Origin of the sequence: Paucisalibacillus algeriensis, from assembly GCF_000577245.1 — a bacterium.
Taxonomy (GTDB): domain Bacteria; phylum Bacillota; class Bacilli; order Bacillales; family Amphibacillaceae; genus Ornithinibacillus.
The window spans coordinates 26,087-51,591 of record NZ_CBYO010000006.1 but is presented as its reverse complement, the minus strand read 5'-3'; the positions used below and the strand labels follow the sequence as shown (position 1 = coordinate 51,591).

27 protein-coding genes are annotated in these 25,505 nt (G+C 37.0%); 18 read left to right on the top strand and 9 right to left on the bottom strand.

From position 1 onward, the window contains the following. Positions 1-122 precede the first annotated feature (122 nt). Complete coding sequence (locus tag TY11_RS04250; protein WP_042143252.1) at positions 123-1,814, top strand: FAD-binding dehydrogenase; 1,692 nt, start codon at positions 123-125, stop codon at positions 1,812-1,814. 431 nt (positions 1,815-2,245) lie between these two features. After that, a complete protein-coding gene (locus TY11_RS20630) occupies positions 2,246-2,392 on the top strand; it encodes a hypothetical protein (protein ID WP_197025053.1) in 147 nt (48 codons plus the stop codon). A gap of 44 nt (positions 2,393-2,436) precedes the next feature. On the opposite strand, the gene TY11_RS04240 is transcribed toward TY11_RS20630, so the two are convergent. The 3 genes from TY11_RS04240 to TY11_RS04230 are packed head-to-tail and all read right to left on the bottom strand — an operon-like array spanning position 2,437 to position 4,578. Then, positions 2,437-3,165 (bottom strand): P-II family nitrogen regulator, encoded by a 729-nt coding sequence (locus TY11_RS04240; protein ID WP_042143247.1) that lies wholly within the window; start codon positions 3,163-3,165, stop codon positions 2,437-2,439. Beyond that, positions 3,119-3,889 carry a DUF1538 domain-containing protein gene (locus tag TY11_RS04235; RefSeq protein ID WP_042143244.1) on the bottom strand — a complete coding sequence of 257 codons (771 nt, stop codon included), beginning with the start codon at positions 3,887-3,889 and terminating at the stop codon, positions 3,119-3,121. Before TY11_RS04235 ends, TY11_RS04240 begins: the two co-directional genes overlap by 47 nt. Beyond that, positions 3,886-4,578 (bottom strand): DUF1538 domain-containing protein, encoded by a 693-nt coding sequence (locus TY11_RS04230; RefSeq protein WP_042143241.1) that lies wholly within the window; start codon positions 4,576-4,578, stop codon positions 3,886-3,888. The genes TY11_RS04235 and TY11_RS04230 overlap by 4 nt, the downstream gene beginning before the upstream one ends. Before the next feature lie 313 nt (positions 4,579-4,891). Between TY11_RS04230 and TY11_RS04225 the strand changes: the two genes are divergently transcribed. Further along, complete coding sequence (locus tag TY11_RS04225) at positions 4,892-5,647, top strand: hypothetical protein (protein ID WP_042143238.1); 756 nt, start codon at positions 4,892-4,894, stop codon at positions 5,645-5,647. A gap of 51 nt (positions 5,648-5,698) precedes the next feature. Here the strand turns inward: TY11_RS04225 and TY11_RS04220 are convergent, their stop codons facing one another. Beyond that, a complete protein-coding gene (locus TY11_RS04220) occupies positions 5,699-6,760 on the bottom strand; it encodes an NAD(P)/FAD-dependent oxidoreductase (protein ID WP_042143236.1) in 1,062 nt (353 codons plus the stop codon). A 260-nt stretch (positions 6,761-7,020) separates the two neighbouring features. Between TY11_RS04220 and TY11_RS04215 the strand changes: the two genes are divergently transcribed. After that, positions 7,021-7,794: a hypothetical protein gene (locus tag TY11_RS04215; protein WP_042143233.1), complete on the top strand. Its 774-nt coding sequence runs from the start codon at positions 7,021-7,023 to the stop codon at positions 7,792-7,794. A 29-nt stretch (positions 7,795-7,823) separates the two neighbouring features. Here TY11_RS04215 and TY11_RS04210 read toward each other — a convergent pair whose 3' ends face one another. Together TY11_RS04210 and htpX are read right to left on the bottom strand one after the other, a co-directional pair. Next, a complete protein-coding gene (locus tag TY11_RS04210; RefSeq protein WP_042143231.1) occupies positions 7,824-8,498 on the bottom strand; it encodes an SIMPL domain-containing protein in 675 nt (224 codons plus the stop codon). A gap of 110 nt (positions 8,499-8,608) precedes the next feature. Continuing rightward, a complete protein-coding gene (htpX, locus tag TY11_RS04205; RefSeq protein WP_042143229.1) occupies positions 8,609-9,484 on the bottom strand; it encodes a protease HtpX in 876 nt (291 codons plus the stop codon). Between the two features lie 144 nt (positions 9,485-9,628). Between htpX and TY11_RS04200 the strand changes: the two genes are divergently transcribed. After that, positions 9,629-10,111: a PaaI family thioesterase gene (locus TY11_RS04200; RefSeq protein ID WP_042143226.1), complete on the top strand. Its 483-nt coding sequence runs from the start codon at positions 9,629-9,631 to the stop codon at positions 10,109-10,111. Between the two features lie 17 nt (positions 10,112-10,128). Then, positions 10,129-10,419, top strand: a complete 291-nt coding sequence (locus tag TY11_RS04195; protein ID WP_231495772.1) for a DUF3219 family protein — start codon at positions 10,129-10,131, stop codon at positions 10,417-10,419. Here the strand turns inward: TY11_RS04195 and TY11_RS21070 are convergent. Next, positions 10,402-10,575 carry a ParA family protein gene (locus tag TY11_RS21070; protein ID WP_155982663.1) on the bottom strand — a complete coding sequence of 58 codons (174 nt, stop codon included), beginning with the start codon at positions 10,573-10,575 and terminating at the stop codon, positions 10,402-10,404. The two genes, TY11_RS04195 and TY11_RS21070, sit on opposite strands and share 18 nt — an antisense overlap. Positions 10,576-10,860: 285 nt before the next feature. Here TY11_RS21070 and TY11_RS04190 point away from each other — a divergent pair, with 285 nt between their 5' ends. From TY11_RS04190 to TY11_RS04180, 3 genes are all read left to right on the top strand, one after another. After that, positions 10,861-11,538, top strand: coding sequence for an Ltp family lipoprotein (locus tag TY11_RS04190; protein WP_081755826.1), 678 nt, complete (start codon positions 10,861-10,863; stop codon positions 11,536-11,538). A gap of 219 nt (positions 11,539-11,757) precedes the next feature. Next, complete coding sequence (locus TY11_RS04185) at positions 11,758-12,231, top strand: hypothetical protein (RefSeq protein ID WP_042143225.1); 474 nt, start codon at positions 11,758-11,760, stop codon at positions 12,229-12,231. A 173-nt stretch (positions 12,232-12,404) separates the two neighbouring features. After that, positions 12,405-14,339, top strand: a complete 1,935-nt coding sequence (locus TY11_RS04180) for an ATP-dependent DNA helicase (protein ID WP_042143222.1) — start codon at positions 12,405-12,407, stop codon at positions 14,337-14,339. Positions 14,340-14,486: 147 nt separating this feature from the next. On the opposite strand, the gene TY11_RS04175 is transcribed toward TY11_RS04180, so the two are convergent. Beyond that, positions 14,487-15,104 (bottom strand): NUDIX hydrolase, encoded by a 618-nt coding sequence (locus tag TY11_RS04175; protein ID WP_042143220.1) that lies wholly within the window; start codon positions 15,102-15,104, stop codon positions 14,487-14,489. A gap of 193 nt (positions 15,105-15,297) precedes the next feature. Between TY11_RS04175 and TY11_RS04170 the strand changes: the two genes are divergently transcribed. The 7 genes from TY11_RS04170 to TY11_RS04140 all read left to right on the top strand — a co-directional run bounded on the left by TY11_RS04170 (position 15,298) and on the right by TY11_RS04140 (position 21,232). Continuing rightward, on the top strand, positions 15,298-15,807 hold the full coding sequence (locus tag TY11_RS04170) for a DUF3231 family protein (protein ID WP_042143218.1): 510 nt from the start codon (positions 15,298-15,300) through the stop codon (positions 15,805-15,807). A gap of 201 nt (positions 15,808-16,008) precedes the next feature. Beyond that, complete coding sequence (gene desA, locus TY11_RS04165; protein WP_042143216.1) at positions 16,009-17,061, top strand: Delta(5) desaturase DesA; 1,053 nt, start codon at positions 16,009-16,011, stop codon at positions 17,059-17,061. 95 nt (positions 17,062-17,156) lie between these two features. After that, complete coding sequence (locus TY11_RS04160) at positions 17,157-18,290, top strand: sensor histidine kinase (RefSeq protein WP_042143213.1); 1,134 nt, start codon at positions 17,157-17,159, stop codon at positions 18,288-18,290. Continuing rightward, positions 18,287-18,889: a response regulator transcription factor gene (locus tag TY11_RS04155; RefSeq protein ID WP_042143211.1), complete on the top strand. Its 603-nt coding sequence runs from the start codon at positions 18,287-18,289 to the stop codon at positions 18,887-18,889. The genes TY11_RS04160 and TY11_RS04155 overlap by 4 nt, the downstream gene beginning before the upstream one ends. A 132-nt stretch (positions 18,890-19,021) precedes the next feature. Beyond that, positions 19,022-19,627 (top strand): NAD(P)H:quinone oxidoreductase, encoded by a 606-nt coding sequence (wrbA, locus tag TY11_RS04150; RefSeq protein WP_042143209.1) that lies wholly within the window; start codon positions 19,022-19,024, stop codon positions 19,625-19,627. A 146-nt stretch (positions 19,628-19,773) separates the two neighbouring features. Further along, positions 19,774-20,559, top strand: coding sequence for an ion transporter (locus TY11_RS04145; protein WP_042143208.1), 786 nt, complete (start codon positions 19,774-19,776; stop codon positions 20,557-20,559). A 34-nt stretch (positions 20,560-20,593) separates the two neighbouring features. After that, a complete protein-coding gene (locus TY11_RS04140; RefSeq protein ID WP_042143205.1) occupies positions 20,594-21,232 on the top strand; it encodes a pentapeptide repeat-containing protein in 639 nt (212 codons plus the stop codon). Positions 21,233-21,292: 60 nt separating this feature from the next. Here the strand turns inward: TY11_RS04140 and TY11_RS04135 are convergent, their stop codons facing one another. Further along, the gene (locus TY11_RS04135) at positions 21,293-22,309 is read right to left on the bottom strand and encodes an LLM class flavin-dependent oxidoreductase (protein WP_197025052.1); all 1,017 of its coding nucleotides are present in this window, start codon (positions 22,307-22,309) and stop codon (positions 21,293-21,295) included. Between the two features lie 195 nt (positions 22,310-22,504). Here TY11_RS04135 and rlmN point away from each other — a divergent pair, with 195 nt between their 5' ends. Both rlmN and asnB read left to right on the top strand, forming a co-directional pair. Then, entirely contained in the window at positions 22,505-23,572 is a 1,068-nt protein-coding gene (gene rlmN / locus TY11_RS04130) for a dual-specificity RNA methyltransferase RlmN (RefSeq protein ID WP_042143199.1), read from the top strand. A 105-nt stretch (positions 23,573-23,677) separates the two neighbouring features. Next, positions 23,678-25,492 carry an asparagine synthase (glutamine-hydrolyzing) gene (gene asnB, locus TY11_RS04125; RefSeq protein WP_052345717.1) on the top strand — a complete coding sequence of 605 codons (1,815 nt, stop codon included), beginning with the start codon at positions 23,678-23,680 and terminating at the stop codon, positions 25,490-25,492. Positions 25,493-25,505 lie beyond the last annotated feature (13 nt).

The window sequence follows — 25,505 nt, the reverse complement described above, 5'->3', positions numbered from 1 at the left end:
TTTGTTTAGTCTACCATAATAATCGGTGAAAGTAACTTGGTACCTGAATTTTCTGATTTAAAATACAATTCGTTAATATTATACTAGGGATGATACGTTTTTAAACATAAGGGGGTAAACAAATGAAATATGATGTAATTGTTGTAGGAGCTGGGCTAGCTGGATTAGTAGCAACGAAGGAACTTGCTGATACAGGTAAAAAGGTGTTGTTAGTAGATCAAGAACCAGATGCATCATTTGGTGGACAAGCTTGGTGGTCATTTGGTGGTTTATTTCTTGTCGATTCGCCCGAACAACGTCGTATGGGGATTAAGGATTCAAAAGAGTTAGCATGGCAGGATTGGCTAGGAACGGCAGGATTTGATCGTGACGATGATGAAGATTATTGGGGGAGAAAATGGGCAGAGGCCTATGTGAATTTTGCTGCTGGGGAGAAGCGAGAGTGGCTTAGAAGTTTAGGAATACGATTCTTTCCAGTTGTCGGATGGGCAGAACGTGGTGGATATTTAGCTGAGGGACATGGAAATTCTGTTCCACGTTTTCATATTGTCTGGGGGACAGGACCGGGAATTGTGAAATCATTTGAATCTAGAATTAGAGAGTATATGGATGCAGGGGTTGTGGATTATCGGCCTAGACATCGAGTGGATCAATTACTTCAAGAAAATGGATGTGTGATCGGGATACAGGGAGCTATACTTGAGTCAAGTAGTTCCAAAAGAGGGGAGGAAAGTTCTCGAAATGTTGTAGGAGAATTTGAATATTACGGAGAGGCAATTATCGTTGCTAGTGGGGGAATTGGAGCTAATTTTGATTTAATTAAGAAAAATTGGCCCAATAGGTTAGGGAATCCACCGGAAACGATGATATCTGGAGTTCCTACCCATGTCGATGGACGTATGCTTGATATTACAGCTAATATAGGTGGTAGAATTGTGAACCGTGACCGGATGTGGCATTACACGGAAGGAATAAGAAATTGGGATCCAATTTGGCCATTACATGGAATTAGAATTCTACCTGGACCTTCATCCATTTGGTTAGATGCACGAGGGAGAAGATTCCCTGCACCTAATTTTCCGGGATTTGATACATTAGGCACATTAGAAGCTATTATGAAAACAGGCTGTGATTACTCATGGTTTATTTTGACAGAGAAGATAATTGAAAAGGAATTTGCCTTATCTGGTTCGGAACAAAATCCTGACTTAACGGAAAAAAGTATTCGTAAGCTGTTAACAAGAGTATTACCAGGACCACCCGCACCAGTGAAAGCGTTTATGGATCAAGGAGAGGATTTTATTGTTGCAGATAACTTAAATGAGTTAGTTGATGAAATGAATAAACTAACAGGGAATCACTTATTAGATGTGAAAGAAATTGAAAGACAAATTATTGCAAGAGACCGTGAAATGGATAATACATTCACAAAAGACCTTCAGGTTACAGCTCTTAGAGGTGCACGAAATTATCGAGGTGACAAGTTGATTCGCATTGCTTCACCACATAAAATTCTGGATCCTAAAAACGGACCATTGATTGCTGTTCGATTGAACATACTTAGCAGAAAAACACTAGGTGGACTACAAACAGACTTGTCTGCCAGAGTATTAGATGACAATGGAGAACCAATACCGGGTTTATATGCTGCTGGAGAGGTTTCTGGATTTGGTGGGGGTGGCGTTCATGGATATCGATCGCTAGAAGGTACGTTTCTTGGGGGCTGTTTATTTAGTGGAAGAATTGCTGGTAAAAGTGTAGCGGAAGCACTTGAGGCAAAAGTGAATAAAAAGATAGCAACTGTAACTAGTTAAAAGATGAGTAGGTGTTCTGCTCGTCTTTTACTATAGGATGGTTGTGAAGGATATTTAGAATGGGAATCGTCGTTGAAAAAGTTCATTAGGAGCCATTCTCATGAACTTTTTTATGGAAATTTGAGTTGAATTGTTCATGAAGACCATCCTCAAGAACTATTTGGGTGAAATAAGCGCAGAAATGATCATGAAGCCTGTTCTCAAGAACTATTTGAGTGAGATAAGCGCAGAAATGATCATGAAGCCTGTTCTCAAGAACTATTTGAGTGAGTTAGGCGCAGAAATGATTATGAGACCTGTTCTCAAGAACTATTTGAAAGAATTCAGGGTCAACATGATCATGATAATCCCTAATTAGATGCTGACTTCTGCATTTAAATTGTATAACTTTTTAATTCACTCAAAAACTACCCCCAAGGAGGCGATAGTCATTGGTTAACAAAGAAAAAGAATTCAACAATATGTTTAAAGAAAATAAAAATCATGGTGAACACCGAAACGGCAGAAAAAGCCAATATAAGAATAGTTCCGCTCATGGTAGCGACAAGCTAGACGAATACTTAAATAGCAAAGACTAACTAAAAAGGCATTCGCTATGTGCGAATGCCTTTCTTGTATCTCGTTATTTCTCATTCATCTTTTCACTAACCACATTGTTAAGTAGATGATTGATGCCAACTGTTTTTTCAACTTCTAACACAAATGCAATCCCCTTACCCGGAGTATTTAACTCGGCGTCCTTATTAATGGCATCAAGAACAGCCTCTGTTTTATCTCTGGTAATAAGTGTCAGTACAACTTCTTTTTCTGGCTCAATTAGAATGTTAAATAGTTTTGCTTGTTCGTGAATACCAGTGCCCCGACCATTGATAATGGTTCCACCTTCAGCGCCAGCCTTCTTTGAAGCGTCAACCACTTTTTCTGAGTCACCCTTATTCACGATGGTGATAACTAAATCGTAAAGAATTTTCCCCTCATTCATGGTGATTGAAGCCTCCTCATCACTATCATCTTCTATATCAATTCCAATCATATGGCATATTCCTGTTACATTTTTAGTATTCAAGACAAAAGCAATCCCTTGCTTTTGTTTATTTAATTTTGCTGTGGTTATTATCGCATCAAGTACGTTAGAGTAAATATCATCATTTACTAATGTAAAGATAACTTCTCGTTCTCTTTCTACTGGGATGCCCATAAAACGCATTTTTTCATCAGCCCGAAAACCATTTCCTAGGAGAGTTGTTCCGCCTTTTGCACCAGCTTTCTTCGTAGCTTGAACTATGCTTTTTGCCTTTTCCTTTTTAACGATCGTGATGATCAGCTTTGACCCGAGCTTGGTTCGCGGCATTTTGTTTTTTCTCCTTCCTACCGAATAAGGTTCCGAGGGTGAGAACACTTAATATTGGTGCAAGTGCAACAAGTGCAACCATACCAAATCCATCAAGAAGAGGATCTCTTCCTTCTGTTACAGAGGCAACTCCTACAAATAATGCTAGAAGAAAGGTTGCTGTCATCGGACCAGTTGCTACTCCACCGGAATCAAATGCTATTGATGTAAATGTTTTGGATGAAAATTTAACCATGATTAGTGCTATTATATAACCTGGTACGATAAAATACCATAGGGAAATACCCAAAAATATTCGGACAAAGGCAGCAATAATCGCTAGCCCTACACCAATGGATAACGTATATAAAAGAATCTTCCCAGGAATATACCCTCCTGATACTTTTTCTACTTGATTAATTAGTACACTAACTGCTGGTTCAGCATAAACAACAAAGAATCCGATAATAAATCCTATTGGTAACAAAATCCACTTATTAGGTAATGAGCCCAGTTTTTGTCCCATTAATTCCCCTACAGGAAGAAATCCTATATGGACCCCTTGTAAAAAAATCGAAAGACCTAAAAATGTTAGTAAAAATCCTATCCCAATATCAATTATTCGTTTAATTGGTAGCTTTAAAAAGAATAACTGAAAGAACATAAAAAGAATCGCTAAAGGTGCTAATGCACTAAATACTTCCAACAGTACGTCTGTAAAACCTTCAAAAATGTGCAGCTTCATCCATAAATCACCCCTAACAATAGAACGGAAATAATAGGGCCAATGGATGCAAGTGCAACTAATCCAAAACCGTCGCTAGAAGACGTTTTACCACGAATAACCGTAGCTACCCCGACACCTAGAGCTAAAATAAACGGTACAGTTAATGGTCCAGTAGTTACACCACCAGAATCAAAAGAAATTGGAACAAAGGTAGGCGGTGTAAATGCAGCAAGCATGAACGCGATTGCATAACCAACAATTAATAAATATACGATATTAACATTTAATATAATACGAAGCATTGCTAATCCAACAAAAATCCCAACCCCAAGAGCAACGGATAATATTAATATAGATTGCGGTATTGCACCACCAGATACACTATCAACTTGAGTACCAAGCACTCGTACATCAGGTTCTGCAATTGTTACAACAACCCCTAATATAAATCCGAATAATACAATCATCCATACTTTTTTTGTTTTGGAGAGCGCAGATCCAATTAACTCTCCAACAGGCTGCAAGCCAACACTAACACCTAATAAGAATAAGATAAGTCCAACAGCAACCATCAGAGCACCAATTAAAAATCGGATAAATACCTCCATTGGGAGCCAAATTAATGTAAATTGTAAAATAGTAATGATGATGGTAATCGGTAAAATAGATAAAATAACTTCTTTTATGGTTTCTTTGATATTGTCCATATATGACCACCCTTCTTCATAAATAAAAGGAAATAGAAAGAGTATTCAGATAGCAATGCGCGCAATGATATTAAGATGACTACCTGTGGATATCCTGTACGGATGGGGATTATAGAAAGATTAATATTTTCATACAACTAAATTATAGCATCAATTATAATTTTTCTGAAATTATTGAGCGGTTAAACTAGTTTTATTTTTCTAGTGATATGTGTTGAAATTTTGTATTTTGATTTTAGGTTTTTTGTCCCATCCAATTCTCCTTTAGCATAGTATAAAGTATTGAATTTAGGTGGAAAAAGGAGAGGGAATGGTGAGCTTATTTATAAATACCAATTCACATCCAAATCTTTTTAAGAATAACGACTCTATTGAAGGACCAAACCAATCGTATTTTAAAAGTGATTACTTAAAGGAACTATTAGCTGAACAATACCGAGTAAATGATGTGTTTCAAAAGTCGATGAAAAGTCTCCGGATATCATTCCAAAAGCAGCGATATAACGAGGGAAATAGATGGCGAAATGTTGTTCAAGATATTAACCTAATCAAGGAAAAAAACAAACATCATGAGGAGTTTGAAAAACAGACGAGGGAGTGGATTACGATGCTAGAACGTAATAGTCAGGAACTTCATCGTATTGCCCACGAAAATAGTACAGTTAACCAGGATATATTGAAGGAAATTTATCGGATTCATCAATCCAACGAAGATATAATGCAGCAATTAATGAAGCTCGATACGACAAACGAGCAATTCTCTAACAAGATTGGCGAAATGGCGGATAAGCAGCAGATCATGGCAGATCAAGTTTCTTCACAACATGAAAAGCAAGATAGAGTGATGGACCAATTAGAGAATCAAGAGGCATTAATGGAGAAGTCCAATCTGCAACTTAGCAATTTGCGTTCCATTATATTTGAACGGACTGGATATATTGCAGACAAAATAGAAGAGAGCTACAAGTTAACATCTTCTGTTCTGTATAAATTTCTAACAGGAACAGATAAACCTTTGACATTAATGATGAATAACCAGAAAAAACAAGTGAATAAGAAGGATGAATAAAGATAAAGGCTTTTCCTGAAGATTTATACCCTCATGGAAAAGCCTTAACCATTAATGTCGTTTATTCAACCATAAAACCCCAGTCTTAACTAATCTAGGAACAATACCTACCAATGGCTGTTTCATCATATTTCCAAAGCCATCATTTTTTCCAAGTGACCCAAGTGTACCTTTTAAGCGAATCTCCTTTGGTACTTTTGGTTCTTGATTACGCAAAATAGAGTTTAGAACAGCCGCAGTTTGTTCCCCTTGAATACCGGCTAACTGTGCACTTGGTGAATAAACAGAAGATGCACAATCCCCGATTACATAAACATTTTTCTGTTGAGGTACCTGAAAGAACTCGTTGACCACGATTTTTTCTTGATTGTCTTTTTTGAAAGGTAATTCTCGGACCACCCGATTTGGACGAACACCAGCTGTCCAGATCGTTACATCATTCACATAACATACACCATTATTACACACGCCATCTTTTTCAACATATTCTACATTCGCATGATGTAATACTTCCACATCATTTTTATTAAACCAATCAGCTACATAACCTTGAATTCTTGGATCAAATGCTTTAAGAACTGACCCACCTCTGTCTAATAAGCGAACATTAAGGTCTGCTCGGCTTTCACGAATCTCTGAAGCTACTTCAATTCCACTTAAACCTGCCCCAACGATGGTAACCTTTCCTCCGGCTTTTAAATTGCCAACTGCTAGACCGGTTTTGCGTGCATTAGCGAAAGTTTGTACACTTTCCGTGTAAAGTTCTGCCCCTTCAATACCATGGTAATTGTCTTCACATCCTAATGCCACAACTAGGTAGTCATATGGAACAATCTGGCTCAAATCACGGAAGATAATTTGTTGATTTTCAAGATCTACTTTGTCAACCTCTGAAAAGACATAATTAATTTGATTATGCTTTGGAAAATCTACACGTACTTCCCGATCTGCAACTGTACCAGCTGCAATGGTATAAAATTCTGTTTTTAGTGATTGATATGGATTCCGATCAACAATTGTCAGGTTAATGTCCTCAGGTAAGCCCTTATCGACCAAACCTAGAGCAACCTTGATCCCTCCATAGCCACCACCTAGAATAACTAAATTTTTCATCTATTTTACCCCCATCCCCTGGTAGAAATCTAGTGTGCTAGTCTTTCTGGGATACTATATCCGGAAACGCTTTCCATCTCTAAGAGTATCAAAGAAACGGAAGTTAGACTAGTAAAAAATGAAGAATCTGTTAGAAATGATCTTTTATTCTAGGGGCTGTACTGCAAAAATATCCAACAACTTATTCATGTATTTTCCATTTTGGGAAATAGTAACAAATGAATTTAAAGGAAAAAACATACAAGAAAGGAAGAAAAAGAATGAAAACTAAGTTCTTTATCGTATTAATGACCGTACTAATCGCTAGTGCATGGCAGATTTCGACTGTATTCGGAGAAACAAACACAGATAATGCTTGGTTTGACTTCATTAGTAAGGACAAAGATGAGGAAAAACCAAAAGAGCATGGGAAGAAAGACGTACATAAGCATGAAGCATGGATAAAGTATAAAGCAAAAGAACTGGGTATTGAAACAGAAGGAAAAGACCTCACAACACTAGCAAAAGAAGTAAAAGAAGCAAAGCTAATGAAGAAAGCTAGTGAACTGGGTATAGATACCGAAGGAAAAGATATAAAAGAATTAGCCATGGAAATTCATCAGGCCAAAGTAATGAAAGAAGCAAAACAACTAGGTATTGAAGTAGAAGGGAAAGACTATGATGATTTAGCGGAAGAAGTATTGGATGCTAAGTTTAAAGCAAAAGCAAAGGAATTGGGGATAGAAACAGAAGGAAAAGAAGTTGACGACCTTTTGGATGAAGTAAGAAAGGCAATTCTAGATCGTGAGGCAGAATCCTATGGTGTGGAAACAGAAGGAAAAAAAGAACATGAAATTGTTATGGATATTCACGAAGCAAAGATTTACGACTCTGCAGAGAAACTAGGAATGGACACAGAGGGCAAAAAGCCTAAAGAGATTTTAAATGAAATCTTTGAGAATTATGCGGCAGAAGCTAAGGAGTTAGAAATATTTCCATTTGAAAATAACGACGACAAGTTTTATTTACAACATCATATGGAAGATCATGATTAATGATGAGAGGAGGATTGTCCCTCCTCTTTTTAATAATGAAAAATTGCTTCAACAAGTGCAGTTATTTTGAATTGACCAGCCTCAATTGGTGTAGTAGCTGCATTTTCGGTAGAAACACCTAAAACAAATGGTCTTGGTGGTTCGGGTGAGGTACTTGTAAGTTCTTTTAATTGGTCTGGAATTTCATTAATGGAAACACCTAACGTATCCGCAACTAACAATGACTTTTCCTGTGCGTTTTTAATCGCATTTGCAAGTGCTCGTTGGTAATAGCGGTCTTGATTCGAAACGGTCATGTTAATATTTCGTACAGTATTTGCCCCGTTATTCACTGCTATGTCTACTATTTCGCCGACTTTATCAATATTGTCAATGGTTACGGTAAGTAGATTAGTTACCCGGTATCCACGAAATACCTGTTTACCATCTTGAAAGTCATAATCAATATCAATTCGAAATTCAGTTGTTTGGATTTTTTCTCGAGGAATTCCACTGCTAAGAATAGCGTTAATCACATTTGTAGTTTCAGTGGCATTTGTTTGTTGGGCTTGTTGCAGGTTTCTGTTCTCCGTGATAACACCTAATACTACAGTTGCTTGATCTGGCTGTGCCAGAACGGAACCTTCCCCAAAGACCGTGACTTTATGTTTATTTTGCCTAGTAGGAAATTGGTTACGAATATATGGGTTAGCTTGATAATACATTCTTCCACCTCTTTTATAGGTTTATATGGTAAATATATGTATGTCTAGGCAAAAAGTGTTTCAAAGTAAAGAAAAAAGAGTACTCCTAATTAGGAGCACTCCTATATGCATTATGCAAGACGCTTAATACGATCATCTAAATCTGGGTGTGTGGAGAATAATGACGATTTACGTCTGTTGCTAATTTTTAGAGTGGCGATAGATGTATCCTCGCCACCTTTAATTCGATTCGTATATGCTTTTAAGCTTTCAAGTGCGTGACGCATTTTATCTTTCCCAGCTAAATCCGCACCACCACGGTCTGCATGGTACTCACGGTGTCTGGAGTATGCGTAAACTACGATACTACCTAAGATTGAGAAAATGATTTGGAAAATAATAATGGCAATAAAATGTACGATTGGCGCAAGCTCTTCTTTAACGAAGCGGGAAGCGATAAATGCTGCTACTCGTGACAAGAATACTACAAATGTGTTCACCACACCTTGTAGTAATGTCATGGTAACCATATCCCCATTAGCGATATGTGCTACCTCATGTGCAATAACGCCCTCAATGGCATCGTCATCCATTTCTTGTAGTAAGCCCGTGGAAACAGCTACCATAGAACGCTTCTTAGAAGGACCAGTCGCAAAGGCATTTACTTCAGGAGATTGATAGATTCCAACCTCAGGCATATGCATGAGTCCAGCAGATCTAGACAAGCGGTGCACTTTTTCTACAACAGCTTTTTCATGTTCATTCATTGGACCATTTGGATTAATAACTTGTACACCCATCATTTTTTTCGCCATCCAACGTGAAATGGCTAAAGAAATGAAAGCTCCTGTAAAACCAATGACAGCACTAAAAATTAGCAATTGCAGAAAGTCAATGTTTCCACTACTCGTAATGTAGTTGCCAATCGGTAAAACACTAAAAATAATACTAATCGTTAAAAGTACTAAAACGTTTGTTAGCAGGAAATAAAAAATTCGTTTTCCCATATTCTCACCTTTCTATTTTTAAATTTTTAAAATTGTATTTACAAAACAATTATGTTTATTATAAGGGTAAAAGCTCTTGTTGTCATCTGGAATATATATATGAACGGGTAGAACAAGATATTCGAGAAAAAAGGAGTGGGAGAAGTGGTGGAAAACGTTAAGCATGCTATTCAGGATGATTATGCAGATGATTATTCATGGTGTTATGGTTGTGGAAAATTAAATGAGAGTGGTCTCCACTTAAGAACTGGCTGGGATGGAGATAAAACCGTAACAATTTATACTCCTCGAGAAGATCAAATGGCAATTCCAGGTTTTGTGTATGGAGGAGTAATTGCCTCACTGGTTGATTGTCATGGAACTGGTTCTGCTGCCCTTGCTTTACATCGCAAAAATGGTCATGAGCCAGGGGATGGTGAAGAACCACCAAGATTTGTTACCGGATCTTTAAAGGTAGACTTTTTGAAGCCAACCCCAAATGGTGTAGCCTTAAAAGCAGTTGGTACGGTTGAAGAAATTCATCCAAAGAAGTGGAAAGTCCAGACAGAAGTTTATGCTGGGGACGTATGCGTGGTTAAAGGTGAAGTAATAGCGGTTGTCATGCCAAGTACATTTATCCAAAAATAATCGAGGTGAACAGCATAGTGTACACAATCTGGTTAAATGATTTAGAAATTGAAGTTGAGAGCTTGAATGATACATGGGTTGAAAAGAGTGAAGATAAACTCCATCTATTAGAAGTAGAATTTAAAGTTACTCATGATTACTATCATGATGTGACCACGGAATTATACAAAAATGATTTTCTTGTTAAAGTACCAGAAAAAAATTTAGAATTTCAAGCAGAAATCCAAAACTATTCCACTTCCGTTACCAATTTGTACGAGAAAGATGCAGTTGGCGACTTTAGTTTAGTACTAATACAGAAAAGGTAATGCACTGGGCTTTCGGGGGCAACTCCAAGCCTTTTTTATATTACACCATGGTAAAATATAACTATTTGCTTGGGAGTCCATATCAATTGCTAATACTTTGTAGCCTTTTTCAGCAAGTAGAAAAGCAGTGGTTGCAGATGTCGAAGATTTACTCACACCACCTTTCTGATTCCGAATGTAATTGTAACAGCTATAGTAATCCCTCACTTTCTATTATCTATTAAACTGTAAAACTATATTTTTGTACCGGCTTATTAATGTTTACGGCACCATTATCATCGTACACTCATGCTTCTAGTAGTGGCTTGAGAGTTGAGCCAGTGGATCTTCATCATTTTATTTATAGTAAATAAGAACTATTTTACTTCTTTGTACCCATTACGTGTTATTATAAATTTACTAGGTAAAAAAACAATTTTATATAAGGAAGGTAATTTTATAATGAAGAAAATATTAATGGTCTTATTAACTTTTATGGTAATGACGGTATTGGTTGCGTGTACTGAAGGTGTCGAAACGGATAACGATGCAAATAAAGAAGACAAAGTAGAAAATACTACTGAGTCTGATCAAAGTACAGAAGAAGTGGCAATAGAAGAAGAGAAAGAAGAAGTAGATAAGGAAGAAGAGGAAGCCAAAGTAGAGGAGGATAAGAAAGAAGAAGAGAAAGTAGAAGAAGAAAATAACGAAACAATGGAGCAACAGCAAGCAGTAAAAATGGCAGAAGAATATTTGGCATATACTGCATTTTCAAAAACTGGCTTAATAGAGCAGTTAGAGTATGAAGGTTTCAGTAATAGTGATGCTACATATGCAGTGGAGAAACTCAATGTGAATTGGACAGAACAGGCAACGAAAGCGGCACAAGATTACTTGGATTACACAGCATTTTCAAAAAGCGGTTTAATTGAACAGTTAGAGTATGAAGGCTACAGTAATAGCGATGCAACTTATGCAGTAGAGAATATTAGTGTAAATTGGAGAGAGCAAGCAGTAAAGGCAGCTCAGGATTACTTAGATTATACTGCGTTTTCGAGAAGCGGATTAGTAGATCAATTGATATACGAAGGTTATAGTAGTGAAGATGCTAATTATGCAGCGGATGAAGTAGGACTATAATATTATAAGTATTTTTAAGATATATAAACATAATACATTAACATGTTACTTGCCAACGGTAGAATAGCCCTATTGCAGAACATTAGGAATTGCTTATTATATAGAACATGTATAACCGATTATCTTTCTGGAGGAAGGATAATCGGTTATATTTTTAATGAAACAAATTAAACAACAATTTCGTATAAAAGCTATACATAAATAAAGGTGTGGTTGAATATGGGATATCGATTTGCAGGTACTGGTGATTGGTATAAAAAAGCATTTGGATCATTTTTTGCTGCAATCATTGCCATTATTTCTACGATTATGGCAATGCAACAATACCATGACTTGGAGCTACTATTTCTTATCCTTGGATTACTTCCTGTGTTAACAGGAGTGGTTCGTGGAATCCACTACATGAATAGTTCCAGTCAGGATTATATTTATTTAACACCGAATGAACTTGAAGTTAATCGAGGTCCATTATTACTAACAAAAAGGGCAAATTATTACGATATAGCTCATTGTGTTGAATTTCATGACTATGACCGCAAAATAATCACAATCAAATTAATTAACAACAAAGAAATAACTTTCCATGGAGAGTGGCTTACGGAAAATGACTACATGGAACTTAAAAATGAATTAGTTAGAAGAACAGGGAATGAAAAATTATTTCGATTTAGAGCGAGTGATACTGTGCTTTGAATGAACTAAAAGCAATTAATTAAAAGTGATGTAATAAGTGCTCCATCTTTAAAGAGATTTTAATTTAACAGCTCCCACTTACTTTCCTTAAATAAAATGCAAAAGATAGTAAAAGGGTTGGCCATCATGATAGAATTATTCCTATGTTAAAAATGTAAAAATGAGGGAACTAAATGCCAAATAATAAAAGTGCTTTACCATTTCAAGTCTCAAAAACTGAAAACTTCTATGAAAAACTAGGCGATTATGTCGGCGATGTTTTCTATGATATTTTACCTGAACAAGGTTATGAAACTCGTGATGAACAAATTTTTATGGCCTTTCAGTTGGAAAAAGCTTTTAAGGAGAAGCGCACTATATTCGCCGAGGCTGGCGTTGGTACAGGGAAAACGTTTGCCTATCTACTATATGCGATTTGTTATGCTCGTTACATCGGTAAACCAGCAATTATCTCCTGTGCAGACGAAACCTTGATTGAACAGCTTGTTAAAACAGGTGGAGACATCGAAAAGCTTGAAAATGCAGTAGGGCTTGAGGTAGATGTGAGGTTAGCGAAAGCAAGAGAAAATTATGTTTGTGCTCGAAAACTGGACCACTTGATTAGTGAAACAGATGATCAAGATGTTACAAGAGTATACGATGAAATACCTGATTTCGTCTTTGATACTAGCTCAGCTAAAAAGATTTTTGAAAGATATGGCGACCGGAAAGAATATCCATGGGTGTCTGATGAAACATGGGATAAAATTGCTTGGGATCCACTCCAACAGTGTTCTACCTGTCAATTGAGACATCGAAGTGGACAAACATTAAATCGTGAGTATTATCGTCATGCGAATGACCTTATCATTTGCTCACATGATTTCTATATGGAACACGTATGGACAAAAGATTCAAGAAAGCGTGAAGGGCAAATTCCATTGCTCCCGGAAGCAAGCACTGTAATTTTTGATGAAGGACATTTACTGGAGTTTTCTGCACAAAAAGGTCTTACTTATCGTTTTCATTCAGAGACACTTAATCAGGTGCTTACCGGCTACATGGGACAAGATGTACGCGAAGAATCTTTATACCTAATTGAGGATATTTTAACCTTGCACGAAGACTGGTTTGATATTCTTAGCAATTCAGCTAGAGATATAGCTGGATCTAACCGTAAAGAAGTAGAAGCCACAAAGGTGATGCTAGAATTAGTATCAAATCTATATGGAAAAGTTGAAAAGCTACTAGACCAGCTAGTATTTGATGCGGAGATGTTTACGATTGATGGGTATCATCTCAAAATCATTGAGGAATATTTGGAGTTCTATCATTATGGTCTATCCATTTTCCTCAAAGAAGATGAAGGGATTTTTTGGATTGAAGAAAATAAAGAGACAACTACCTTAGTGCTTATGCCAAGACTTGTAGAAGATGTGTTAAAAAAAGAGGTGTTTTCAAAAAACATCCCATTTGTATTTTCTTCTGCAACCCTATCACAAGGTGGAGACTTTTCTTATTTGGCCACAAGCCTTGGTATTGAGGCATATGATTCGTTTTCGGTGGAATCACCATTTGATTATGAAGAACAAATGCAGCTGCTCGGTCATATGGAACAAAATAAGGAGAAAAAGTGGAATCAAATTGGCAACCAAATCCTTGAAAATAACGGAAGCACGCTAGTTTTATTCTCTAATATAGAGGAAATGAATGAATTTCGAAGTTGGACAAGAGAGAAGGATTGGCCGTTTAAGCTCTTATTTGAAGGAGACTATGAGATTAGCGAAACCGTAAATCACTTTCAATCTCAAACAGATTCGGTCTTATGTGCATACCACTTATGGGAAGGGCTCGATGTTCCGGGTGAGGCTTTAAGCCAAGTAATTATTTCATCGCTTCCATTCCCGCCACATGACCCAGTTTTCAAATCAAAGCGGAAACATGTAGCAAATCCTGAAAAAGAAGTAGATGCTCCGTACATGCTACTAAGGCTTCGTCAGGGTATTGGACGTTTAATCCGAACAAATGAAGATCATGGTGTTATTCGTATATGGATGAAAGAAAATGAATGGGAAATGTACAAAGAGGAAATAAGGTCTGTAATGCCTGTTGAAATAAATTGGGAGTAAACTAAAAGTGGCTGGGATTATGAAATCCTAGCCGCTTTCTATTTAGAAGGAATTATTGTTCAACTTATGCAGTAGTGCCATTCATCATTTCACTCTCACAACGAATCCAAGATGAATAATAAGGACCTGCCATCCAACGTGGTCTCCTTAACACTTAATTAATTTTAAAAAGTGTGTTAAAATCTTTGCTGTTAATCCCCATATAACTCGGTCCTCATACCGGTAAAACAACTCATTAATATGGCGAATCTTCCAGTTATAATCTTCTCCACCTACAATTAAGTCAAACGGAAAATTTTCTTCGGGTATTACCTTGAAGTTTACTTTATAGGATTCTGGAGTGGTGTTCAGTAGATAAGATAAAGGTACTGTGAAATATTCCCCTACTTCCGTTTCGTTAGGAGTGATTTCACTTGTGTGTTGAAGTTTTCCAACATAAGGATAAATGATTCTTCCCATGTCTGATACTACATAGTCTATCGGTGTTACGTCTACTATAGTATCCTTATTAACTCCGAGTTCTTCCATCGTTTCGCGAATTGCACAATCCATTGGAGTTGGGTCAGTTGAATCGATCCTGCCCCCAGGAAAGCATATATCTCCCGGTTGGCTTCGCAATTTCATGGACCGAACTTCAAATAATATATGTGTTTCCCCATTAACATCAACTAGTGGAATGAGAACAGCTGACTGTTTGAAATCCTCCATTCCCATAATACCTGGTTCTTTTGCTGACAACCGATTTAGAATAGTGTGTATATCCATAACTCCCCCTCCAGTAATTGTTTTAGTATCATTATACTAATTAAATACGACATAAAACCATTTATTTTCATGAAAATAAAAGAGTTTAAGGAAATAAATTAATTATCGTTTAAAATTCCTAGAATTAGACAATCTAAGTATGTGCAATATTAGAAAGGTGGCACAAAGATTGAATGTGATAAGGAGGATTGCAATGGGAATATTAAGTGGAAATCCAACAGATGAACCGATGCATTATGGTGAGGTTTTTGGAGTTTGGTCAGCTGCGTTTTCTGGGAAAGCAATGGTCGCTGCATACCAAACCTTATTAAACCATGCCGGGGATGAGGACTTGAAAAAACTAATTCAAGAGGCAATTGAACAAGGGAAACAGGACATAACTGAAATAGAAGCATTGTTAAAAGCGAATGGTGTTGGTTTACCGCCAACTCCACCGGAACGACCTACAGCTGATTTAGAATCCATTCCAACTGGTGCTCGTTTTATGGATAATGAAATTGCAGGAAAAATGTCTGCTGATGCCGCTGCTGGGTTAGTAGCAGCTAGTACCGTGATGGGTCAGTGTATACGTGAAGATATTTCAGCATTGTTTGGGAAGATACATACCCAAAAAGCAGCATTTGGTGCTAAGCTTCTTCAGTTAAATAAAGATAAAGGCTGGCTTGTACCACCACCACTTCATCTTTCTAAGGGTGAGGATTAAGAAACGAATTTAAGGAAGAATAGTACAAGCAGTGGTGATGATGAAAATCATCACCTTTTTATTGTGGATTAAGGGGAAGTTATCTATTTCCCCTTAATGATATGACAAATGTCATATTAAAATCCTGACGAGTATGACTTATAAAACGATAGAATTCCACCTATTATATAACTAATAACTTGAATGACTAGGAGGAATATAGTGAGTAAACAAAAACAAGCACAATTAAGAAAAAGTGTATTACCATTTGCTAAATCAAATACAAGGGCTAGTATCTTTCAAATGATTAATACGATAATTCCATTTTTTCTACTTTGGTTCCTTGCATATCAGAGTCTTGCAATTTCCATTTGGCTATCAATACCTTGTATCGTATTAGCTGCGGGATTTGTAGTTCGGACCTTTATTATTTTCCATGATTGTACACATATGTCATTTTTTCAAAACAAAAAAGCCAACAGGGTTGTTGGAACCATTACAGGTATTATCACGCATTTCGCGTTTGAAAAGTGGAAATGGAGCCATTCTATCCATCATGCAACAAGTAGTAACTTAGATAAACGTGGCATAGGTGATGTATGGGTTATGACCGTGGATGAGTATGTGCAAGCATCATTTTGGGGTAGATTAGCGTATCGCTTATACCGAAACCCCATCATTATGTTTGGATTAGGACCGCTTTACCTGTTTTTAGTTTCAAATCGATTTAATCGCAAAGGTGCAAAACGGAAAGAACGAATCAATACGTATCTTATTAACGTTTCAATCGTAGGGATTTATGCACTATTGATTTGGGCAATTGGCTGGCAGGCCTTCCTAATCATACAACTTCCTATATTGTTTATTGCCGGTGCAGCAGGTATCTGGTTGTTTTATGTTCAACACCAGTTCGAGGATTCCTATTTTGAAAATGAAGAAGAATGGGATTATGTAAAAGCAGCAGTAGACGGAAGCTCTTATTATAAGTTGCCTAAGGTAATTGAATGGTTAACAGGTAGTATAGGTTATCACCATGTACACCACTTAAGCCCGAGGGTACCGAATTACAATCTAGAAAAAGCGCATGAATCTACACCGCCATTACAAAAAGCAACGACCATTACACTTAAGACTAGCTTGCAATCTATTCGATTCCGTTTATATGATGAAGCAAGTAAAACATTCGTGAGCTTTAAGGAAATTAAAGACCACTTGAAGGAACCAAAATCCGGCTTGCAAATCCCTACACAGAAAACTAGCGTACAAGAAAAGTAATTTCTGGAAAAACCCTTCATTACTTGGAATGGAAGGGTTTTTGTAATGCCTGATATCTGCTATACTCTATCTAAACATGAAATAGGAGGAAGAAAATGCAAAAGTGGTATCATATTTTTTCGAAGAATACTGGTCTAAGCATCTATATTTGGGTTGTATTCTGTATTCTTCCGTTCTATTTCATCATCAGGTTCTCTACTCCAACTGAGGTTTTCATTGGGGTGTTAATGATTGTAGTTTTCTTTACCACCTTTCGTTTATCCTATATAAAAAAAGGTTGGACCGTTTATTTGTCGGTAGGTATTGAGATGGCAATCAGTATTGGGATGACACTCTATTTTGGCTATGTCTATTTTTCATTATTTCTTGCCTTTTATATAGGAAATATCCAAAATAAAGCCGGATTTATTACACTTTATGTAGTCCACTTAGTTACGACTATTTCAGCAACAACTCTTGGATTTTTTACGCAAAGCCAAATCTTCTTTTCACAGCTTCCATTTATCATAATAAGTGTCATTGGTGTCATACTTTTGCCTTTCAACATGTATAATCGAATAAAACGTGAAAAACTTGAACATCAATTAGAAGATGCGAATGTTCGGATTTCCCAATTAATGGTGATGGAAGAAAGGCAGCGTATTGCTCGTGATTTACATGATACGTTAGGACAAAAACTATCTCTTATTGGATTGAAAAGCGATTTAGCTGGGAGGTTGTTACAAAAACATCCCGAAAAGGTTCATAAAGAAATACTGGATATTCACCAAACAGCAAGAAACGCATTAAAAGAAGTTCGAGAAATGGTTTCTGATATGCGAAGTACTAAATTAGAGGATGAGATTAACCACGCCCAACAGGTAATAGGGGCTGCCGAAATGAATTTTCATCTGGAAGGTAATCCTGTTCTTGATCGTACACCATTATTAGTAGAGAATGTTCTTGGAATGTGCTTGAAAGAAGCGGTGACTAACGTAGTTAAACATAGTAATGCTACAGCGTGCTCGGTTATGATTCAGCAATTACCAGGTGAAGTTAGTATTATTGTAAAGGACGACGGAATAGGAATTGGAAGTACTGCCTTGACAAAAGGAAATGGACTACGTGGAATGAGAGAGCGACTAGATTTTGTCAATGGAAGCTTAGAAATTGAAAATAGAAATGGTACGGTTCTATCCATAAAGATTCCAAATGTTGTAAAGCAACAATCAGAGGAGAGATTGTCATGATTCGTATTGTAATTGCTGAAGATCAACGGCTTTTGCTCGGTGCATTAGGATCATTACTAGATTTAGAGGATGATCTGGAAGTCGTCGGTATGGCGAAAGATGGGGAAGAGGCTTTAGAACTGATTAATCAGCATCAACCTGATATTTGTATTATGGATATTGAAATGCCTGTGAAAAGCGGGCTGGATGTAGCGGAAGAAATAAAGAAATATGATTGCAAAGTCATAATTTTAACTACGTTTGCCAGATCTGGATATTTTGAACGGGCACGTAATGCAAATGTCAGTGGCTATTTATTAAAAGATAGTCCTAGTGAAGAATTAGCAAACTCAATTCGGGTTATCATGGACGGTAGGAAAATATACGCTCCAGAATTAATTGATATTGCCTATAACAAGGAAGATAATCCATTATCAGAGCGAGAAGAACAAGTAATTAAATTAATTGCAGAGGGAAAAAACACAAAAGAAATAGCGAATCAACTGTTCTTGACAACTGGAACAGTTAGGAATTACGTATCGGTTATATTGGATAAACTCGATGTGAGTAATCGAATTGAAGCCATTTCACGCTTTCGGGAAAAAGGTTGGTTTAAATAAAGAGACTATCTACAAAAATGTGGATAGTCTTTTTGTTTGGAGTAATAGATAATTGAAAATGCTATCTCTTAGTCATAATTAATTACGGTTGGTAAATAATAGAAGCGTAATTTGTAATTTATGAAAAGGAGAATGATAATGGTAAAATTAGCAGTTATTTATTACAGTTCCACAGGAACGAATTATCAGCTGGCAAAGTGGGCTGAAGAAGCGGGTAAGGATGCCGGAGCAGAAGTGAAAGTTGTGAAGGTACCAGAGCTAGCACCAGAAGCGGCAATCGCTTCTAATCCTGCATGGAAAGAACATGTTGATGCAACAAAGGATGTACCAGTTGCGACATCAGAGGATATTGAATGGGCAGATGCAATTATCTTTAGTGTTCCGACTCGGTTTGGTAATGTGGCATCACAAATGAAGCAATTTCTTGATACGCAAGGTGGGCTTTGGGCAACTGGTAAAACAGTAAATAAAGTGGTTAGTGCCATGACCTCTGCCCAAAATTCACATGGGGGGCAAGAAGCAACTGTCCTTGCCCTGTACACGTCGATGATGCATTGGGGTGCTATCATAGTTCCACCAGGATATACGGACCCGCTATTAATGGCTGCAGGTGGTAATCCTTATGGAACAAGTGTAACCCAAGGACAAGATGGCAAGATGATAGAAGATGTTCAAGCAGCAGTTAAACATCAGACCAAGAGAACTTTAGAAGTTGCACAAAAAGTTGCGGGTAGTTAACTAGGAGCTAGGGTAGCGGTATTAGAGTGAAGTGCTCTAATACCGCTTTTGGTATCATGCAAATTTTGAAGTTGCCGATTCCATTTAATAGATGACAGAAAATAATACAAACCGTAAAATATTAAATGGAGGAGGAAGAAATACTGATGAATCGATTTAGACAAGCATGTAGTAAAATATCGGAACACCCTATTTTTACGAATACAATTATTGTATTAATTATGATTAATGCTATTTTAGTAGGGCTAGAGACATATACTTCTATTGCAAGTAAGTACTATGATTGGATTATCTTTGGAGACAGACTGTTACTATGGATATTCACAATAGAGATTATTATTCGATTAATTGGAAGAAAATCTATAAAAGAATTTGTGAGAGACCCTTGGAATATTTTTGACTTTGTAATAGTTTCGTTAGGGCATTTATTGGTTGGAAGTCATTATGTTACGGTTCTAAGGGTTGTGAGAGTTTTACGGGTATTGAGAGCAGTGTCCATTATTCCATCCTTACGAAAAATGGTAAATGCACTTATACTAACGATCCCATCCATGGGAACCATTTTGTTATTATTAGGTATTTTCTTTTACATATATGCTGTAATTGGCACAATGCTATTTAGTGATATTGCACCAGAATATTTTGCAACATTGCATGACTCTCTGCTAAGCCTTTTCCAAGTTATCACACTGGAATCGTGGGCGAGCGGGGTAATGAGGCCAATACTAGCAGTAGACCCATCAGCATGGTGGTACTTCGTAACGTTTATCGTAATCGGAGCCTTTGTCATTATTAATCTATTTGTTGGTGTAATTGTCAATAATGTGGAAGAGGCATCTAGGGAAGAAACACCTTCGCCAACGGATATTAAGCTTGGAGAATTGCAAAAGGAAATAAATGAAATTAAGAAATTACTAGAAAACAAATCCTAGCCATTAAGATTATATGAAATTAGAGGAGAATGATATGGTAAAGCCTTTTAAAGTGAGTCCGCCCAAAATAATCAATAACCCGCAAGAAGAAGAATTTCAACCTATGGAACGTGGTTACTATGATAACTGTACCTTCAAAGATTGTGTTATAACCAGAGAAGATATGGATCGTATGGTATTTGATCAAGTGGTATTTAATCGAGTAACATTTGAAGGAACCGACTTTACCGATATTCAATTAACCGACTGTATCTTCAATCATTGTGATTTGTCTAATGCTGACCTCTCAAAAGGAAGCATTCATCGTGTGGAATTTAAGCAATCTAGAATGATTGGATTAACAATCGCAGAGTCAACCCTAGAAAATGTATTATTTGATAATTGTCAGATGAACTTAAGTGCTTTCGGATACTCTAAATTAAAGCAAGTGAGGTTTTCTGAATGTCAGTTAAAAAATAGTGATTTCTATGAATGTAAAATTCAAAAGTTAGACTTACAGAACTGTGTGATTGACGAAGCCAATTTTACAAATTCAAAACTCACTGGAGTGGATTTGACAACCTGCAGGTTTGATAGATTACAGGTTTCTCTTGAAAGCTTACAAGGCTGTATTGTATCCGCCGAGCAAGCTCTGGGATTCGCACGGATTTTAGGGTTGGAGATTAAAGAATAATAATAGTTAAGGTTATGAAGTTATCAAAAAACACAGCCCCGTGAGGCTGTGTTTTCAGCTTCATTCCATCATTCCTGCCACTATTTCATAAGAACGTAATCGGTCCTCTTGATGGAAGATTTGTGAACCAATAATCAGCTCATCTGCATTTGTTTCTTCGATAAAGCTCTCTAATCCCTTCCGAACTGTCTCGGGGCCTCCAACAATCGTTGTCTTTGGATCCAAGGTTTCCATAACAGCTGCCAACTCCATTGGGGAGTATATTTCTTCCAAGTTATCAACTGGCGGCTGTAGTTTTCCTGGGTTTCCACGGCGTAAACTTAAGAACTGTTGTTGTTGCGATGTTGCAATTCGTTTTGCCTTTTCGTTTGTATCAGCTGCAATTACATTTATTCCAAGCATAACGTACGGTTTCTCCAATACGTCAGAAGGTTTGAAGTTATCACGGTATAATCTTAATGCCTGGTGTAAAAAGGCAGGAGCAAAATGACTAGCAAACGAGAACGGTAACCCTTTCTGCGCCGCAAGTTGAGCACTAAAGCCACTTGACCCTAATAACCAAAGAGGAATTTTCATGCCTTGACCAGGTACAGCCTTAACACGTGACACAGGTTCATCTGAAAAATAATCCTGTAATTCATTCACCTGCATAGGGAAATCTTCTACACTCATATTTAACGTTCTTCTTAACGCGTAGGCAGTTGCTTGGTCACTACCAGGTGCTCTTCCTAATCCTAGGTCAATTCGCCCTGGATACATTGCTTCCAATGTTCCAAACTGTTCTGCAATAACTAGTGTTGCATGGTTTGGGAGCATCACCCCGCCGGCTCCAACTCGGATACTCTCGGTTGCCCCTGCAATATGGCCAATGACAACAGAGGTTGCAGAGCTTGCGATGCCTGGCATATTATGATGCTCGGCTAACCAATAACGGTTAAATCCCCATTTTTCAACGTTGCGTGCTAATTCAACACTATTCTTAAAGGACTCACTTGCATTACTACCCTCTGTAATTGGTGCAAGATCAAGAACTGATAGAGGTACATGATTAAACGTCTTAGCTTTTTCGGCTTTCATCACAAAAACTCCTTTCGAAACTAATCATTAATAAGCAATAATAAATATTTTGTCTGAAAGAGTCCAATTATTAGCTTAGCTATAAAAATTAATTTGATTCAAACCTATGAATCAAGTATGATAGTAAAGTGATTTAGGTAAAGATAATACTGTATAACAGTACGATATATATCATGTTGGAGATGAGAGTATACAATGACAAAAAAATCCATTTACGGATTAACTTTTGAACAGTTAACAAATTGGTTAATCGAAAACGGACAAAAACGATTCCGTGCTGAACAAGTATGGGATTGGTTATATAAAAAACGTATCCAAAATTTTGCGGATATGAGAAATGTTAATAAAGAAACAATCTCTTTATTAGAAGAGAACTTTGTAGTGGAAACTTTAGATGAGGAAATAAAGCAAGTATCAAAAGATGGTACGGTTAAATTTCTATTTAAGTTAGCGGATGGTAACTTAATTGAAACCGTGTTAATGCGATTCAATTATGGCTTATCTGTCTGTGTCACAACGCAAGTCGGGTGTAATATTGGTTGTACATTCTGTGCAAGTGGATTACTGAGAAAAAGTAGAGACTTGGATAGTGGAGAAATCGTAGAACAGATTATGAAGGTTCAAAAGCATTTAGATGAGCAAGGGAAAGATGAACGAGTAAGTCACATTGTTGTGATGGGGATTGGCGAACCGTTCGATAACTATACTAATCTTCTCAATTTCATCCACGTTGTAAATGACGAAAAAGGACTTAAAATTGGCCAACGTCATATCACAGTTTCTACAAGTGGTTTGGCTCATAAAATCTATGAGTTTGCAGATACTGGGTTACAGGTGAATTTAGCAATTTCCCTACACGCACCAAATAATGAGCTTCGAACACGTATAATGAAAATTAACAAAGCATTCCCAATCGAAAAGCTTATGAAAGCAGTAGACTACTACCTAGAGAATTCAAATCGTCGTATTACCTATGAATATATTATGTTGAAGGATGTTAACGATCATAAGGAAGAGGCATTACAGCTAGCTAAATTACTGCGAAGTAAACGTCACTTATCATATGTGAATCTAATACCTTACAATTCCGTAGAGGAACATGGTCAGTACCAACGTAGTGAAACGAGTGCTATCCAAGAGTTTCACGAAGTGTTGAAGAAAAATGGAATTAACAGCGGCGTCCGTTGGGAAAACGGAGCAGATATCGATGCTGCATGTGGACAGCTAAGAAGTAAGCAAATAAATAAGCAGAAAATCGTATAAGGATTTCCCAAGAAAGATTGGCTTATAAGAAAATGAGTCAGTCTTTTTTTCTTTGAATATAATATCAGAAATAATTCGTCTAATATTTAAAAAGGGGAAATTAGGATGTATGGTTTAATTAGCATTCCGATAAATGAACAGACCAAGGACACACAGGTCAGTTTCGATTATCAAACTTCGAACAATGCAAGCACATATTGTGATTCAACCTATCAACTAGAGTTGAATCATGAAAAAATGGAACAGTTTATTCTGTATAAAGGACGATTTGTATTAGTGCTAGATGGTAAGATTTATAACTATAAACAGTTGCGTACTCGGCTTGTAAAGAAAGGGTATACCTTTGAAACTAATTCAGAAATAGAAGTAGTTGCAGCTTTATTTGAGGAAAACGGAGTAGATGCCTTCCGTGAACTAAGAGGGATGTTTGCTATAATCCTCTGGGATAACCAAGAAAATACTTTCTATGCAGTAAGAGATCCATTTGGCATTAGACCATTTTATTATATGGAAACAGAAGAAGAATTTCTTTTTTCTTATCAAAAAGAGGAGATAATGAAAGTGAAAGGTGAATTATCTTTTTCTGAACAAGCATTGCAGCACTATCTATCCTTTCAATATGTGCCCACCCCGCTGACCTTGACAAAAGAAATATCTAGGTTAGAACCAGGACATTACCTAATAAAGACTCCTCAACAACCTCTCCAAACACACCGCTATTTTCATGCAACCTTCCAACCAGTAGATGGAAATGAGAAGCAAATCATCAATAGAATTCAAGAAGTCATGGTTGACTCTGTGAAGGCTCATATTCAAGATGAGGAGTCTATAGGAGCCTTTTTATCTGGAGGAATTGATTCCAGCTTCCTAGTAGGTATTGCTAAGGAATTTCATCCCTCTATTAAAACCTTTTCTGTTGGATTTGAAGAAGATGGATTTTCAGAGATACCAATTGCCCAAAAAACAGCAGCAGAACTAGGTGTGGATAATTGCTCCTATATCATTAGCCCTCAAGAGTATGTCGAAAGTTTGCCAACCATCGTAAGGTATCTGGGAGACCCATTAGCGGATCCTTCCTGTGTGCCACTATACTTTGCCGCTAAGATGGCAAGTGAATATACAAAAGTAGTTCTTTCGGGAGAAGGGGCAGATGAACTTTTTGGTGGTTACAATATTTATAGGGAATTTGAGTCTTTAAAGTTATTTCAACATCTACCATTAACGTTTCTGAGGTGGTTCCACAAACTGTCAGAGATTATTCCTGAAGGCGTGGTAGGGAAGAGTTACCTTGCACGTGGTACAACTCCACTAAAAGATCGCTATATTGGAAATGCGAAGATTTTTGAGGAAAAAGAAAAAAAGCAATTTCTGAAGACCTATCATGAAGCTAATCATTACCAACTAATTACAGATGAGCTATTTCAGCAAGTGAAGGAGGAACATCCATTACATCAAATGCAATACATCGATATCCATACATGGCTCTCAGGAGATATATTGGTAAAAGCGGATCGAATGACAGGTGCACACTCGCTATCCTTAAGAGCGCCATTTTTAGATAAAGAGGTGTTTCTAGTTGCCCGTAAAATTCCGGTTAAGTATAAAATTTCGGAAAAACAAACAAAACAAATACTACGTAAAGCAGCAAAGGATTTTGTTCCGAGCCATGTTGTCGAACGAAAAAAGTTAGGATTTCCTGTGCCAACTGGAAATTGGTTGCGAAATGAATTGTTTGATTGGGCACAGAATGTAATTTTAGTCAGTGAAACGGGCCATTTACTAGAGAAATCATACTGCCTAAAACTATTAATCGACCATGCAACTGGTAAACGTGATAATGCTCGAAAGCTTTGGACAATACTTGTGTTTATGATATGGCATCGAGTGAATATGGAGAATAAAGGAATAATGCCCACCTAATTACAGAAACTGA

Excerpts from the sequence above, each read along its gene's own strand:
- TY11_RS04250 (WP_042143252.1), top strand. The coding sequence starts at position 123 with ATGAAATATGATGTAATTGTTGTAGGAGCTGGGCTAGCTGGATTAGTA.
- TY11_RS04240 (WP_042143247.1), bottom strand. The coding sequence starts at position 3,165 with ATGCCGCGAACCAAGCTCGGGTCAAAGCTGATCATCACGATCGTTAAA.
- TY11_RS04235 (WP_042143244.1), bottom strand. The coding sequence starts at position 3,889 with ATGAAGCTGCACATTTTTGAAGGTTTTACAGACGTACTGTTGGAAGTA.
- TY11_RS04230 (WP_042143241.1), bottom strand. The coding sequence starts at position 4,578 with ATGGACAATATCAAAGAAACCATAAAAGAAGTTATTTTATCTATTTTA.
- TY11_RS04220 (WP_042143236.1), bottom strand. The coding sequence starts at position 6,760 with ATGAAAAATTTAGTTATTCTAGGTGGTGGCTATGGAGGGATCAAGGTT.
- TY11_RS04215 (WP_042143233.1), top strand. The coding sequence starts at position 7,021 with ATGAAAACTAAGTTCTTTATCGTATTAATGACCGTACTAATCGCTAGT.
- TY11_RS04210 (WP_042143231.1), bottom strand. The coding sequence starts at position 8,498 with ATGTATTATCAAGCTAACCCATATATTCGTAACCAATTTCCTACTAGG.
- htpX (WP_042143229.1), bottom strand. The coding sequence starts at position 9,484 with ATGGGAAAACGAATTTTTTATTTCCTGCTAACAAACGTTTTAGTACTT.
- TY11_RS04190 (WP_081755826.1), top strand. The coding sequence starts at position 10,861 with ATGAAGAAAATATTAATGGTCTTATTAACTTTTATGGTAATGACGGTA.
- TY11_RS04185 (WP_042143225.1), top strand. The coding sequence starts at position 11,758 with ATGGGATATCGATTTGCAGGTACTGGTGATTGGTATAAAAAAGCATTT.
- TY11_RS04180 (WP_042143222.1), top strand. The coding sequence starts at position 12,405 with ATGCCAAATAATAAAAGTGCTTTACCATTTCAAGTCTCAAAAACTGAA.
- TY11_RS04175 (WP_042143220.1), bottom strand. The coding sequence starts at position 15,104 with ATGGATATACACACTATTCTAAATCGGTTGTCAGCAAAAGAACCAGGT.
- TY11_RS04170 (WP_042143218.1), top strand. The coding sequence starts at position 15,298 with ATGGGAATATTAAGTGGAAATCCAACAGATGAACCGATGCATTATGGT.
- TY11_RS04160 (WP_042143213.1), top strand. The coding sequence starts at position 17,157 with ATGCAAAAGTGGTATCATATTTTTTCGAAGAATACTGGTCTAAGCATC.
- TY11_RS04155 (WP_042143211.1), top strand. The coding sequence starts at position 18,287 with ATGATTCGTATTGTAATTGCTGAAGATCAACGGCTTTTGCTCGGTGCA.
- wrbA (WP_042143209.1), top strand. The coding sequence starts at position 19,022 with ATGATAATGGTAAAATTAGCAGTTATTTATTACAGTTCCACAGGAACG.
- TY11_RS04145 (WP_042143208.1), top strand. The coding sequence starts at position 19,774 with ATGAATCGATTTAGACAAGCATGTAGTAAAATATCGGAACACCCTATT.
- TY11_RS04140 (WP_042143205.1), top strand. The coding sequence starts at position 20,594 with ATGGTAAAGCCTTTTAAAGTGAGTCCGCCCAAAATAATCAATAACCCG.
- TY11_RS04135 (WP_197025052.1), bottom strand. The coding sequence starts at position 22,309 with ATGAAAGCCGAAAAAGCTAAGACGTTTAATCATGTACCTCTATCAGTT.
- rlmN (WP_042143199.1), top strand. The coding sequence starts at position 22,505 with ATGACAAAAAAATCCATTTACGGATTAACTTTTGAACAGTTAACAAAT.
- asnB (WP_052345717.1), top strand. The coding sequence starts at position 23,678 with ATGTATGGTTTAATTAGCATTCCGATAAATGAACAGACCAAGGACACA.